Here is a 13,514-nt window from a genome sequence, read left to right on the forward strand (position 1 = left end):
GAGCCCGACGCGGCGGCCCGCGCCCGGCCGCGGGCGTGGCTCGGCTCGCCCGGGCGGAGCCGGCGCCCCTCGTGGTATACGGCCGCGGCGGCGGCATCAGGAGCCGCCGACTCGAACTTCAGGAGAAGCACCATGGCGCGCGTCCACAACTTCAACGCCGGCCCTGCCGGGCTCCCCCTCCCCGCCCTGGAGCGCGCGCAGCGCGAGCTCCTCGACTTCGAGGGCACGGGCATGTCCATCATGGAGCACAGCCACCGCGGCAAGGCGTTCGAGGCGGTGCACAACGAGGCGATCTCGCTCTTGCGGCAGCTGCTCGGCGTGTCCGACGACTACCACGTGCTGTTCATGCAGGGCGGCGCGGCCATGCAGTTCGCCCTCGCGCCGATGAACCTCCTGCCGCCCGGCAGGAGCGCCGACTACCTCCTGACCGGCGGCTGGTCGGAGAAGGCACTCGAGGAGGCGAAGCGCGTCGGGACCGTCCGCGTCGCCGCGAGCACCGCGGTCGACAAGCGGTACACCCGCATCCCGCGCCAGAGCGAGCTCTCGCTCGACCCGGAGGCCGCCTATGTCCACATGACAACGAACAACACGCTGTTCGGCACGCAGTGGCACTGGCTGCCCGATACGGGCGACGTGCCGCTCGTCGCGGACATGTCGTCGGACATCCTGTGGCGGAAGATGGATATCTCCAGGTTTGCCCTGATTTACGCAGGTGCCCAGAAGAACATCGGGCCGAGCGGGATCACGGTCGTGCTCGCCCGCAAGAACCTCGTTGACAGCGCGCGAAAGGACATTCCCGTCATTTTCCGTTATGCCACTTACGCTGCCAACAACTCGCTCTACAACACACCTCCGACATTCGCAATCTACCTCATGCGCAACGTGCTCGCGTATACGCTCGAGATCGGTGGGCTCGAGGAGGTCGAACGACGCAATCGCAAGAAGGGTGAGCTGCTCTACGAAACCCTGGACGCAAATCCGGAGTTTTTCCTGGCTCCGGTCGAGAAGGAGAGCCGCTCGTACATGAACGTGGTGTTCCGGCTGGCCAGCGAGGAGATGGAAAAACGCTTCGTCGCCGAGGCTGCAAAGGAGGGTATGGTGGGGCTCGCCGGACACAGGTCGACCGGAGGAATCCGGGTCTCGATCTACAACGCAGTACCCGTGGAGTCGGTGGAGCGCCTCACGGCGTTCATGCGGGACTTCGCCAAGAGGGCTTGACCGCTCGGGAAGCACGACGTTCTCTGTATTCCAGGCTCGCCTCGGTTTCCAAAACCACCTTCGGTGAGCCTCCCCCTAATTCGTCGCGTCCCAACCTTCAGCCCGCTTGACGTTGTTCCGCCCGGCACAACAGGCCCCCGCGGAAAGGGTCTGTCGGCCTTTCCGCAGCTTGGAAGGGGTCGGTGAACGCCGCCCCCGACCAGCACCGGGAGGGGATGGCAAACGCTGATCCCTGACCGATACCGGGAAGGGGCGGCCGTCGCCGTTCCTTTCCGGCCCGGGAGGGGGCGGCCGTCGCTGTCCCCGACCGGCTCGCAGGCCCCCGGTCGGAGACCTGAATCGAGCGAGCCAACCGTAAGGAGAGGATGATGGCGAGCATGGATGATCGTGGGATGATTTCGAGGAGTGAGGAGGACCAGGAGGAGCGAGGGGCCTCGCCGAGCGAGCCCCCGCCGTCGTCAGCGGCGCAGAGGGCAGCCAACGAGCGGCAGCAGCGTGGCTTCGCCGCCATGGACGAGGAGCGCCAGCGCAAGATCGCCAGCAAGGGTGGGAAGGCAGCCCACGAGAAGGGCACGGCCCACGAGTTCACGCGCGATGAGGCCCGCGCCGCCGGCAAGAAGGGCGGCGAGGTCGTCAGCCAGAACCGCAAGCACATGGCCGAGATCGGCAGGCGGGGAGGCGAGCGCGTCAGCCAGGACCGGGCCCACATGGCCGAGATCGGCCGCAAGGGCGGCGAGGCCGTGAGCGGCGATCGCCAGCACATGGCCGAGATCGGCCGCCGTGGCGGCGAGTCGCGGGGGGATCAGCCGCGGGAGAACCCGACGCGCTGACCGGGGGAGGCGACGGCCCGGTGCCGAGGCGCCGGGCCAGCCCCCTGCATGCTTGCGAGATCCACGGCCCGGGGCTCCCGGTCGTGGCCGCAAGGTGCCTTTTCGTCAGCTGGGCGCGATCGCGCCCAGCGAGACGTCGCCCGGCGTCTCCTTCGGGCCGGGGATCCACTCCTCGTCGGGCTCCTCCTTCGGGAGCACGACCGGGGCGCCGTCGTAGCGCAGGCGCTGTCCGGGCCAGCCGAAGCTGCGGAACAGGTAGGCGAGGAGCGACGGCTGGTCCAGGTTCGGGTGGATGAACGGGGCCACGCGCCGCGCGTGCTCGGCCGGCAAGAGGCTCCAGTGCAGGCCAGGCTCCACGTGATGGATGGAGTGGAAGCCGTTGTTGTACGTCCACCAGTTGACCCAGCGGCCGACGAAGTTGCGCGAGTGGTTGTACTCGCTGTCCTCGTCGCAGCCGTCGTGCTGGAGGTAGTTCATGGTCACGATCCCCCACGCGGCGTACTGGTGCGGGATCAGCACGTAGAGGATGAACTTCTTCCAGTCGAGGGCGAGCAGGACGCCCATCGCGCCGAGGAACACCGCCGACTCGATGAGCATCTGGCGGAACCAGGGCGGGTTCCGCCGGTACATCGCCTTGAAGTAGCGCATGTCGGCGGGCAGGATGTCCCGCACGACGCGGCTCATGAAGAAGAGCCCGTTCAGCAGGTTCCACCGGTAGCGCACCTTCGTCGTCCGCATGACGTCGCGCCGCGACTGCGTGTACTTGTGATGGCTGAGGTTATGACCCGGCACGTACGCGCTGACCGGGTGCCCGTACGTGAGCGTGAGCGCGATCTGGAAGGCGCGGTTCATCCATCGCCGCCGGAACACGGGGCAATGGACCGAGTTGTGGGTCGCGACAGCGCCGAGGAACGAGAACGCGCAGGTCGTGACGAGGAGCGGAATCGCGAGCCAGAGCGCGCGCGGCGCGAATGCCCACTGCACAGCGACAAGGGCGAAATACGTCGCGACGAAGAGGAGCGTCTTGATATCGGCGCGGTACCGGAGCATGGCTGTTCTTCACCGTGGAGAGGGCCCCGCGCGCCGGACGGACGACCGCGCGCCGCCGCGCTGGCTGGTCCGGACGGGCGCGGCGGCCCGTCGTCGTCTCGGCACCCTTCGTACCGCATTTCGACACAGCGGGAAGCGCCAAGTTGCATCCCGACGCGCGCTCCACACGAGCGCGTCTCACGCCGGTGTTTCACGCCGATGTCGCGCGCACTCGGTGCGATCGCCTCTACGCACCACGCCGGCACGCGCGCGCATGCCGGGCGTGGTGGTCGCGCGCGCATGCCGGGCGTGGTGGTCGCGCGCGCATGCCGGGCGTGGTGGTCGCGCGCGCATGCCGGGCGTGGTGGTCGCTGCTCGGGTGCTCTGCGGCGCTCACGGCGGAGCGCTCTGCTGCGCGCCGCCGCGCTCCGCCGCGCTCCGCCGCGCTCTGCTGCGCGGCAGCGCTCCGCCGCGCTTCGCCGCGCTTCGCCGCGCTTCGCCGCGCTTCGGCGCGCTTCCGGCGGGAGCGGCTCGCGCTTGACGACCTGGTCGCGAACCGCCAACGTGGCCGCGTGAGCTCATCGCCTCTCGGCTTCGATCCGAACGGTCCTTCGCTCGGCCACGGGGTCTACGGTCTGCCGCACACCCCCGAGGACGCTCGGGTGGTCCTCATCCCGGTTCCCTGGGAGCCGACGGTGTCCTACCGGCGCGGCGCGGCCAAGGGCCCGGCGGCGATCCTGCGGGCCAGCCGCCAGGTCGACCTCTTCGACCTGCACACGGGCAGGCCGTACGAGCAGGGCATCGCGATGCTCGACGTCGATCCCGACATCGTCCGCTGGAACGCCGAGGCGTGCGCGGCGGCCGAGCCGGTGATCGCGGCGCTGGGCGAGGTCGCCGGCGACCCGGACCTCGAGGCGCGCCTCGCGGCGGTGAACGCGCTGTCGCGCCAGCTGAACGAGCGCGTCGGCGAGCTCGCCGCGCGGTGGATGGAGCGCGGCAAGCTCGTCGGGGTCGTCGGCGGCGACCACTCCGCGCCCTACGGCACGATCGCGGCGCACGCCGAGCGTTACCCGGGGATGGGCATCCTCCATGTCGACGCGCACGCCGATCTCCGCGACGCGTACGAGGGGTTCACCGACTCCCACGCCTCGATCATGCACAACGTCGCGACCCGCCACCCGCAGATCTCGCGGATCGTCCAGGTGGGGCTGCGCGACATGAGCGAGGACGAGCTGCGCTTCATCCGCGCGTCGAACGGGCGCATCGTCGCCCACGTCGACGCCGCGATCGCCGATCGCCTCTTCGAGGGCGAGCCGTTCCACCTGATCGCCGACTCGATCGTCGAGGAGCTCCCCGACGACGTCTACGTGACCTTCGATATCGACGGGCTCGATCCGACGCTGTGCCCGAGCACCGGCACGCCCGTGCCTGGAGGGCTCTCGTTCCAGCAGGCCGTCGCGCTCATCGGCCGCATCCAGAAGAGCGGCCGCCGCATCGTGGGCTTCGACCTGAACGAGGTCGCGCCCAGGGACGACCACGACGACTGGGACGGCAACGTCGGCGCGCGCATGCTCTACAAGCTGATCGGCTTCGCCCTCCTCTCGCAGGACAAGCGTTAGGCCAGCGCGCGGCGGTAGGTCTCGATCGCCAAGTGCACGTCGAGCGTGCCGGCCATCTCGCGGCAGGAGTGCATGCTCAGCATCGGCGCGCCGACGTCGACCGTCGCGATCCCGAGCGCGGCCGCGGTGATGGGGCCGATCGTGCTGCCGCACGGGAGGTCGCTGCGCACGACGAAGCGCTGGGGCGCGTAGCCGACGTCGTGGCAGAGCGCCTCGAGCGCGGCGGAGGTCGCGCCGTCCGTCGCGTAGGACTGGTTCACGTTCGACTTGATCACGAGCCCGCGGTTGATCTGCGGGGCATGCCGCGGCTCGTGCTGGTCGGCGTAGTTCGGGTGCACCGCGTGCGCCATGTCCGCGGAGATGAGCAGCGAGCCCGCCATCGCCCGGGCGAACGCCTGCGGCTCGCGCGCCGGGTACGTGTCGACGATCCGCGCGAGCACGTCGCGGAGCACGCTGCCCGCCGCCCCCACGGCGCTCCGGCTGCCGCACTCCTCGTGGTCGTAGAGGGCGATGACCCGCGTCGCCGCGCCGGGATCGCCCGCGCCGATCAGCGCCGCCGTCGCGGCGTGGCAGCTCGCGAGGTTGTCCAGGCGGGATGCAAAGATGAACTCGTCCGAGAGCCCGCCGAGCGACGCCTTCAGGGTGTCGTAGAGGCAGAGATCGAAGCCGAGGACGGCGTCGCGGGGGGCGTCGACGGCGCACGCGAGCAGCGCCTGGAGGTCCGCCTCCCTGCCGAGGCCGATCACGGGGACGAGGTGCTTCTGCGCGTTGAGCACGACCCCCTCGGAGTTGACCCCGCGGTTCAGGTGGATCGCGAGGTTCGGCACGCGCGCGACGGGGCGGCCGAGGTCGACGAGGTGGCGCTCGACCCGGCCCTCCCTGCGGACATGGACCCGGCCGGCGACGCTGAGGTCGCGGTCGAGCCAGGTCGAGTACAGCACGCCGCCGTAGACCTCGACCCCGAGCTGCTGGTAGCCGCTCCGCGAGAGCTCGGCGTTCGGCTTCACCCGGAGGTTCGGCGAGTCGGTGTGGGCGCCGAGGACGCGGAAGCCGCCGCGCGCCGGGTGCTCGGCGCCGGCGACGAACGCGACGATCGTCGAGCCGCCCCGGATGACGAAGCGGCGGTCGCCCGGCGCGAGCGTCCACGCGTCGCGCTCGCCGAGCTCGGAGAAGCCGGCGGCCGCGAGCCGCGAGGCGACCTCGCGGACGGCGTGGAACGGCGTCGGCGCGCGATCGATGAAGGCGCAGAGGTCGCGGGCCGCCGCGACGCCGCGCTCGCGCAGCGTCATCATCTCGTCCGCGCTCCGCGCGAAGCGCTCGCCAAGGTCGGTCGACAGCCTGGGATCGCCTGCGCGATCGGGGATCTCGGGGGAAGTCATGGGGGGCGCCGAGTCTAGCAGAGCGGGCGCGCGCCTCGCGCGCCGGGGCCGCGACACGCGAAGCCCGTCATGGTATCGCCCACCGCCGCGCCGCGCGCCGGACCTCCTCCGGCGCCGCGCGCCAGGGAGACGCGCCTCGATGTACCGCCTCGTCCGACCGCTCCTCTTCGCGCTTCCACCCCGCCTGGCGCACGAGCTCGGCATGCTCGCGCTCGCCCCGCTCGAGCACGCCGCGCCGCTCCGCGCCCTCGTGCGCGCCCGCCTCGCGCCGCGGGACGGGCGCATCGCGGTGCGCGCCATGGGGCTCGACTTCCCCTCCCCGCTCGGCGTGGCGGGCGGCTTCGACAAGGACGCCCGCCGGGCCCGCGCGCTCGCCGCGCTCGGCTTCGGCTTCGTCGAGCTGGGGACCGTCACGGCGCAGGCCCAGGCCGAGAACCCGCCGCCGAACCTCTTCCGGCTGCCAGCCGACAGGGCGCTCATCAACCGGCTCGGGTTCCCGAACCAGGGCGCCGCGCGCGTCACCGAGCGGCTCCTCGGCCGCGGCGGCGCGGCGTCGGTCGGCGTGCCCGTGGGCATCTCGATCGGCAAGTCCCGGGTCGCGCCGCTCGATCCCATCGAGCCCGCGATCGAGGACTACCTGGCGAGCTTCCGCGAGGTCCGGCGCGCGGCCGACTTCGTGGTGATCAACGTGTCGTCGCCGAACACGAAGGACCTCCGGGCGATGCAGGGGCCGGCGATCGCGCGGGCGCTCCTCTCGGCGGTCGCGCGGGAGAACCGCGGCGGCGGCAGGCCGGTGCCGCTGCTCATCAAGGTCGCCCCGGACCTCGGCGACGAGGAGCTCGAGGCGCTGCTCGCCGTCGTCGAGGAGGTTGGCCTCGCCGGCGTCATCGCGACGAACACGACCGTGCGGCGCGACGGGCTCGCGACGAGCCCGGCGGCCGTCGAGGCGATGGGCGCCGGCGGGCTGAGCGGTCCGCCGCTCCGGCAGCGCTCGCTGGCGATGGTGCGGCGGATCCGCGCGCGCCTGGGGGGCGGCGTCACGGTGATCGGCGCCGGGGGGATCGAGTCGGCGGAGCACGCCATGGACCAGCTGGAGGCGGGCGCCGACCTCGTGCAGCTCTACACGGGCTTCATCTACGGGGGCCCCCTCCTGCCCGCCGCGATCGCGCGCGGGCTGTCGGAGCTCGTGGCGCGCTCGGGCGCGCGGTCGATCCAGGACATCGCGCGCCCGCCGGGCAGCGCGGCGCGCGCTGCTATGATCGGCCATGGAGCTTGAAGCGCACGTCCACGGCACCATCCGCGAGATCCCGGAGAGCGAGTGGGACGCGCTCCACGGCGTCAGCGAGGCGCCGTTCCTCTCCTGGGCGTGGTTCGACGCGCTGGAGCGGACGGGGTGCGTGGGCGAGGCGGCGGGCTGGCTGCCCCACCACATCACGTTCCGGGCCGAGGGCGCGCTGCTCGCCGCGGCGCCCGCGTACCTCAAGGACAACAGCGAGGGCGAGTTCGTCTTCGATCACGGCTGGGCCTCGGCGTCGCACCAGATCGGCGCGCCGTACTACCCGAAGCTCGTCGTCGCGGTGCCGTTCACGCCCGCCACGTCGCCGCGCCTGTTCGTGCGGCGGCCGGAGGACCGGCCCGCGCTCCTGCCGGTCCTGGCCGAGACGCTCCGCAAGCTCGTCGCGCGGAGCCGCATCTCGAGCGCCCACGTCCTGTTCCCGACCGAGGACGAGGCCACGGCGCTCGCCGGGGCGGAGATGGCGCACCGCTGCGGCATCCAGTTCCAGTTCGAGAACGAGGGGTATCAGGGGCTCGACGACTTCCTCGCGCGCTTCAACGCGAAGCGGCGGCACCAGATCCGGCGCGAGATGCGCGAGAGCTCGAAGCAGGGCATCTCCATCGACACGCTCCGCGGCGCCGAGATCACGCCGGAGATCGTGGACGTCATGTTCGGCTTCTACGTCTCCACCGTGGAGAAGTTCGCGTGGGGCCGGCAGTACCTGAACCGCGCCTTCTTCGAGGAGATCGTGGCCCGCCTCCGCAGCGACGGGGAGCGCGCCGGGTCCCGGGGGGGCGTCGAGATCGTCCTCGCGCGCGAGGGCAAGCGGCCCATCGCGGGCGCGTTCAACATCGCGGGGCCGACGACGCTCTACGGCCGCTACTGGGGCGCCTCGGAGGAGCGCCCGTTCCTGCACTTCAACGTCTGCTACTACCACCCGGTCGAGGACTGCATCGCGCGGGGACTGAGCCGCTTCGAGCCGGGCGCGGGCGGGTCGCACAAGCTCGTACGGGGCTTTGCTCCGAGCGTCACCCACAGCGCCCACCACCTCGCTCATCCGCGCCTCGACGCCGCAGTGCGCGAGTTCCTGGTCCGCGAGCGCTCCGTGGTCCGCGCGAGGACCGCGGACAGGAGCGTGGCATTCCGCTGAGCGCTGCGCCCGACGCGCGCGCGCGTCGACACGCGCGCGTCCACGCGGTGTTGACGTGACGCGCTCGTGAGAGGGATGCTGTCGGGCATGCGCGCCTTTCTTGCCCTCCTCGCCTCCTCCATCACCATCGGTATCGCGATCAGCGGCGGCTGCTCGAGCGACCCGGCGGCCGACGCGACAACGACGACGACGGCGGCGACCGTCGCCGGAGCAGGCGGCTCGCTCGGCTTCGGCTGCTTCGGCGGCAGCCCGGACGGGCGGTGCACGATCCTCGCCCAGGTGCCCGAGAGCTGCGGCTGCCCCGATTGCGCGGATTCGGCGAGCTGTCTCGGCCACTGCAAGGACGACGGCGCCTGCGACCTGCGGCCGGACGCGGCCGACAGCGAGGACTGCACCTGCCAGGACTGCGCCGGCAACGTCGCCGCCTGCAGCCCGGCGCGCGGGTGCAACAACGACATGGCGTGCGGCGTCAACGAGGATTGCACCTGCCCCGATTGCACGGACACCCCGCGGTGCACGGACCATTGCACCGACAACGGCTCGTGCGCGGAGTACTTCGAGGGCTGCTCCTGCGCCGACTGCCGCGGCGTCGAGCGCTGCGGCGGCAACCCGGCCACGACGACCTCAGCTGCCACGACCACCTCCGCCGCGACGACCACCTCCGCGGCCACGACGACCTCAGCTGCCACGACCACCTCCGCCGCGACGACCACCTCCGCGGCCACGACGGGCGGCGGCGAAGGGGGCGCGGGCGGCGCGGGCGGTGGAGCAGGCGGCGCCTAGCAGGCCGTCAATCCTGGAAGAAAGAAATATAAACCACAGAGGCACAGAGGGCACAGAGGAGAGAGAAGAAGAAGCTATCGCTTCTCTCTGTTTTCTCCCCCCTCTGTGCCTCTGTGCCTCTGTGGTTCCAATCTCTCTCCGGGCGCTTCACGAGCGAGGAGCACCAGAGCCCGCGTCGCGCCCGCCGCCTCACTGCTTCGCGGTCAGCCCGTGCTTTCGCAGGAACATGCGCACGTGGTGGCGCTCCATGCCGGCCCGGCGCGCCATCTCGCTGATGTTGCCGCCCGTCGCGCGGATGAGCTCGCTGAAGTAGCGCTGCTCGAACGCCGCGACGGCGCTGCGCTTCGCCTCGCCGAAGGCCGACGTCGGGGCGACGACGTCGCCGCCGCCCTCGAGCGGGAGGATCGCCGCGATCGCCTCGGCCCCGGGCGGCAGGCTCGTGGCCACGCTGGTCACGTTGATGAGCTCGCGGATGTTGCCCGGGAAATCGTGCTGACCGAGCGTCGTGGTGATGAGATTGACCATCTCCACCGCGCGCTCCGGGCACCCCATCCGCTCGCAGACGCTCGCGACGAGCACCGGAATGTCCTCGCGCCGCTCGCGCAGCGGCGGCAGCTCGATGCGCATCTGGGCAATCCGGAAGAACAGATCGCTCCGGAACCGCCCGGTGTTCATGCTGCGGCCGAGGTCGCGGCGCGTCGCGGCGATGATCCGCACGTCGACCGGCTCGTAGACCCGCGACCCGACCCGCTTCAGCTTGTGCTCGGAGAGCACGCGCAGGAGCTTCGGCTGGAGATCGGGCGGCAGCTCGCCGATCTCGTCGAGGAAGATGGTCCCGCGGTTCGCCTCGTGGAAGGCGCCGCCCTTGCGGTCGTTCGCGCCGGGGAAGGCGCCCCGCTCGTGCCCGAACAGGAAGCTCTCGGCGAGCGCGCCGGGCAGCGACGCGCAGTCGACGACGATGAACGGCCCGCCGCGCCGGCTCGAGCTGTCGTGGATCGCCTGCGCCGTGAGCTCCTTGCCCGTGCCGGTCTCCCCCGTGATGAGCAGCGACAGCTCCGTCGCCGCCACCTCGCGCAGCAGGCGGAACAGGTGGCGCATCCGCGGCGAGCCGCCGATCAGCGGGCCGAAGCTCTCGTCGAAGCCGACGTCGACGCGCTCCTTCTCGAGCGGCTCGAAGCTCAGCACCGTCCCGCCGACCTGGATGGCGCACGCGGCCGTGAGGATCGCGTCGCGGATGCGGACCGTCGAGACGAACGTGCCATTCTTGCTGCCGAGATCGCGCACGAGCACGCCCGGCCCCTCGGCGCGCAGCTCGCAATGCGTCGAGCTGACCTCGGGGTCGTCGACGACCACACCGCAGCTCGGATCCCGCCCCACCACGACCGGCGCGATGCCGATCTTGACGGGATCCCGGCCGGCCGCCCGCAGCGTACCCCCGCGAACGAACCACTGGACCGCGCGAGCGCGGGTCGCATCCCTGGTCGAGCTCATATCCAACGGTTATTCGATTTCTCCGGCCTTGACCACATCCACGCACGCCCCCTCATGGCGAGAGGCCCCACCTCGGCGCACCGGGTAGGCGGCTTCCCGATGAACCGCGGCCTCTCGTCGAAAAACTTCACAATCACGAGAGGTATCGGGGACAAATTCAGATCAACCGATGTGAAGAGCGCGTAGCGGAGACGGCCCTCGAGAGGTTAGACTACGAGGCTACGCAGGAGATGGAGCAGGGCGATGTAGAGCTCGCTTCATCGGGCGTCGTTGACCGACAGCCCACGATGGGTTGACGGTTTGTGGTTCCTTCAACGCGATTCGGGGCTCCGCTCTCCCGGTCCCCTCAACGCGGGGGCGCGCGCGGGCGCTCCCGACGAGGATGCTTATGCCGAGAACAGGATGGTTACTCCGGAAGCGCGCCGTGACGGCCCTGGGAATCCTGGGGCTGTCCGCGGGGGCGAGCGCGCTCGCCTCCGTGTCCACCGGTTGCAGCAGCGAGGCCGACGGCCCGTGCATCTCCGACGAGCAGTTCTTCGCCGAGAAGGTGTGGGTCCCCATCCTCTCGACGAAGTGCATCGGTTGCCATAACCCGCAGGGGCAGGCCGCGGAGTCCAAGCTGGTCCTCGCCGGGAGCAGCGAGGCGGGCTTCATCGACAAGAACCTCGCGACCTTCAAGTCGCTCGCGGGGCTCGAGCTCAGCGGCGAGTCGTACGTCCTCCTCAAGCCGACGAAGAGCATCGACCACGGCGGCGGCCACGTCATCGACGTCGACGGCCCCGAGTACGAGTCGCTGAAGGAGATGGTGGACCGCACGAAGGAGCCGTCGTCGTGCGAGACGGACGTCAACGCGTCCTTCGCCGACGTCCTGATGAGCGGGCCGGAGGAGACGCTCCGCACGGCGAGCCTGGAGCTCGCCGGGCGGCTGCCCACCGAGGCCGAGGAGCAGGCCGTGGCCCAGAGCGGCATGGACGCGCTGGACCCGATCCTCGACCAGCTGCTCACGGAGGACGCGTTCTACGTGCGGCTGATGGAGATCTACAACGATCTCTTCCTCACCGACCGCTACCTGAACGGCGAGCAGGCCGTCGATCTGCTGAGGAGCGACGCATACGACCCGAAGTGGTACAACAGCCTCCCGCAGGACCCCGCGCTCGTCGAGAAATACGGCGCGCGGGACCTGGAGGACGTGGCCAACAAGCTGAAGAGCTGGACGAACCGCGCCATCGGCAGGGAGCCGCTCGAGCTCATCGCGTACATCGTGCGGAACGACAGGTCCTTCAAGGAGGTCCTCACCGCCGACTACACGGTCGTGAGCCCGTTCTCCGCCAAGGCCTACGGCGTGACGGCCGAGTTCCAGAACGACGCGGATCCGGAGGAGTTCGTCCCGGCGAAGCGCGACCCGATCCCGCTCGCGGGCGTGCTCACCTCGCCGGTCTTCCTGAACAGACACCCGACGACGAGCACCAACAGGAACCGGCACCGGGCGAGGATGGTCTATCAGTTCTTCCTCGGCACCGACATCCTGAAGACGGCCGAGCAGCCGCTCGATCAGACGAAGATCACCGACTTCAACCCGACGATGAACAACGCGGCGTGCACCGTCTGCCACGCCGCGCTGGACCCGCTGTCCGGCGGATTCCACAGCTTCGACTCGATGGGCCGGTACAAGGCGGACGACACCTGGTACGAGGACATGCGGCCGCCGGGCTTCGGGGCCGAGTCGGTGCCTTTCGGCGAGTTCCCGGGCGCGCTCTCGTGGGTCGCGAAGCGCGTCGCGGACGACCCCCGCTTCGCCCTCTCGGCGGTGTACACGATGTACACCGGCCTCACCGGGCAAAAGCCGCTCACCGCGCCGGCGAACGACGACCCGGAGTTCAGCGCCAAGTTCCGGGCGTACCTCGCGCAGTACCACGCGTTCAACGCGATGGCGCACGACTTCGCCGAGAGCGACTACAACCTGAAGACGGTAGTCAAGGCCATCGTCAAGAGTCCTTACTTCCGCGCGCGCAACGTCGCGCAGCCGTCGTCGCGGGGCGACGCGCTGACGCAGCTCGGCGGCACGCGCTTCCTCGGGCCCGAGCAGCTGCACCGGAAGATCTGGGCGGTGACCGGGTATCCGTGGCGCCCGAGGGCGTTCGAGGACGACGGCAACCGCTACGACTTCCTGCTCCGGCGCGACGCCTACCGGCTGCTCTACGGCGGCATCGACTCGGAGGAGGTGATCCAGCGGATCACGGAGCCGAACGGGATCATGGCCAACGTCGCCGACCGGATGGCGAACGAGATGTCGTGCATCTCGGTGCCGCGCGACCTGCACCTCCCCCAGGAGGAGCGGCTGCTCTTCCCGTTCGTCGAGACGACGTTCGAGCCGCGGGATACGAACGACTTCGATGTGCTGCCGGCCGTCGAGGCGATCAAGAAGAACATCCAGTACCTGCACAAGCGGGTGCTGGGCGAGTCCCTGGAGCTCGGCGACCCCGAGCTCGATCGGACGTACAAGCTCTTCCTCGAGACGTGGGAGGAGGGCAAGGCGGGCATGGAGAAGGCGGAGGGCGAGGAGGGCCGGCTCTCGCAGTGGCTGCCGGGCGCCTGCCAGGTGCACAACGACTACTGGACCCGAGAGGGGCTGCCCGAGGAGCAGAAGCTCACGCGGGACGACAACTACACGGTCCGCGCGTGGATGAGCGTCGTGACCTATCTCCTTTCGGACTTCAGGTTTCTTTACCAGTAGGAGCA

General features: G+C 70.5%; 10 protein-coding genes. 7 read left to right on the forward strand and 3 right to left on the reverse strand.

Going from position 1 to position 13,514, the window contains the following annotated elements; translation table 11 throughout:
- The first annotated feature begins 132 nt into the window (after positions 1–132).
- Positions 133–1,218, forward strand: a complete 1,086-nt coding sequence (gene serC / locus WME89_RS27895; protein ID WP_438002750.1) for a 3-phosphoserine/phosphohydroxythreonine transaminase — start codon at positions 133–135, stop codon at positions 1,216–1,218.
- A 392-nt stretch (positions 1,219–1,610) separates the two neighbouring features.
- Positions 1,611–2,048 (forward strand): KGG domain-containing protein, encoded by a 438-nt coding sequence (locus WME89_RS27900; RefSeq protein WP_437301973.1) that lies wholly within the window; start codon positions 1,611–1,613, stop codon positions 2,046–2,048.
- A gap of 105 nt (positions 2,049–2,153) precedes the next feature.
- Here WME89_RS27900 and WME89_RS27905 read toward each other — a convergent pair whose 3' ends face one another.
- On the reverse strand, positions 2,154–3,098 hold the full coding sequence (locus WME89_RS27905) for a fatty acid desaturase family protein (RefSeq protein ID WP_438002751.1): 945 nt from the start codon (positions 3,096–3,098) through the stop codon (positions 2,154–2,156).
- A gap of 551 nt (positions 3,099–3,649) precedes the next feature.
- Between WME89_RS27905 and WME89_RS27910 the strand changes: the two genes are divergently transcribed.
- Entirely contained in the window at positions 3,650–4,696 is a 1,047-nt protein-coding gene (locus WME89_RS27910; protein ID WP_438002752.1) for an agmatinase family protein, read from the forward strand.
- Here WME89_RS27910 and WME89_RS27915 read toward each other — a convergent pair.
- Positions 4,693–5,988 carry a M18 family aminopeptidase gene (locus tag WME89_RS27915; protein ID WP_438011980.1) on the reverse strand — a complete coding sequence of 432 codons (1,296 nt, stop codon included), beginning with the start codon at positions 5,986–5,988 and terminating at the stop codon, positions 4,693–4,695. The genes WME89_RS27910 and WME89_RS27915 overlap by 4 nt on opposite strands.
- 226 nt (positions 5,989–6,214) lie before the next feature.
- Here WME89_RS27915 and WME89_RS27920 point away from each other — a divergent pair, with 226 nt between their 5' ends.
- From WME89_RS27920 to WME89_RS27930, 3 genes are all read left to right on the forward strand, one after another.
- Positions 6,215–7,351, forward strand: a complete 1,137-nt coding sequence (locus WME89_RS27920; protein ID WP_437496846.1) for a quinone-dependent dihydroorotate dehydrogenase — start codon at positions 6,215–6,217, stop codon at positions 7,349–7,351.
- The gene (locus tag WME89_RS27925; protein WP_438002753.1) at positions 7,341–8,501 is read left to right on the forward strand and encodes a GNAT family N-acetyltransferase; all 1,161 of its coding nucleotides are present in this window, start codon (positions 7,341–7,343) and stop codon (positions 8,499–8,501) included. Before WME89_RS27920 ends, WME89_RS27925 begins: the two co-directional genes overlap by 11 nt.
- An 87-nt stretch (positions 8,502–8,588) precedes the next feature.
- Positions 8,589–9,284: a hypothetical protein gene (locus WME89_RS27930; RefSeq protein ID WP_438002754.1), complete on the forward strand. Its 696-nt coding sequence runs from the start codon at positions 8,589–8,591 to the stop codon at positions 9,282–9,284.
- A gap of 189 nt (positions 9,285–9,473) precedes the next feature.
- On the opposite strand, the gene WME89_RS27935 is transcribed toward WME89_RS27930, so the two are convergent.
- Positions 9,474–10,775 (reverse strand): sigma 54-interacting transcriptional regulator, encoded by a 1,302-nt coding sequence (locus WME89_RS27935; protein WP_438002755.1) that lies wholly within the window; start codon positions 10,773–10,775, stop codon positions 9,474–9,476.
- Positions 10,776–11,163: 388 nt separating this feature from the next.
- On the opposite strand from WME89_RS27935, the gene WME89_RS27940 reads away from it, so the two are divergent.
- Positions 11,164–13,509 (forward strand): DUF1588 domain-containing protein, encoded by a 2,346-nt coding sequence (locus WME89_RS27940; RefSeq protein WP_438002756.1) that lies wholly within the window; start codon positions 11,164–11,166, stop codon positions 13,507–13,509.
- Positions 13,510–13,514: the final 5 nt, after the last annotated feature.

Source organism: Sorangium sp. So ce321 (assembly GCF_051530195.1).
Taxonomy (GTDB): Bacteria; Myxococcota_A; Polyangia; order Polyangiales; family Polyangiaceae; genus Sorangium.

Bases quoted from the DNA above. Each gene is read 5' to 3' on its own strand.
- WME89_RS27925 (WP_438002753.1), top strand. From the start codon at position 7,341: ATGGAGCTTGAAGCGCACGTCCACGGCACCATCCGCGAGATCCCGGAG.
- WME89_RS27935 (WP_438002755.1), bottom strand. From the start codon at position 10,775: ATGAGCTCGACCAGGGATGCGACCCGCGCTCGCGCGGTCCAGTGGTTC.
- WME89_RS27920 (WP_437496846.1), top strand. From the start codon at position 6,215: ATGTACCGCCTCGTCCGACCGCTCCTCTTCGCGCTTCCACCCCGCCTG.
- WME89_RS27930 (WP_438002754.1), top strand. From the start codon at position 8,589: ATGCGCGCCTTTCTTGCCCTCCTCGCCTCCTCCATCACCATCGGTATC.
- serC (WP_438002750.1), top strand. From the start codon at position 133: ATGGCGCGCGTCCACAACTTCAACGCCGGCCCTGCCGGGCTCCCCCTC.
- WME89_RS27900 (WP_437301973.1), top strand. From the start codon at position 1,611: ATGATTTCGAGGAGTGAGGAGGACCAGGAGGAGCGAGGGGCCTCGCCG.
- WME89_RS27940 (WP_438002756.1), top strand. From the start codon at position 11,164: ATGCCGAGAACAGGATGGTTACTCCGGAAGCGCGCCGTGACGGCCCTG.
- WME89_RS27905 (WP_438002751.1), bottom strand. From the start codon at position 3,098: ATGCTCCGGTACCGCGCCGATATCAAGACGCTCCTCTTCGTCGCGACG.
- WME89_RS27915 (WP_438011980.1), bottom strand. From the start codon at position 5,988: ATGATGACGCTGCGCGAGCGCGGCGTCGCGGCGGCCCGCGACCTCTGC.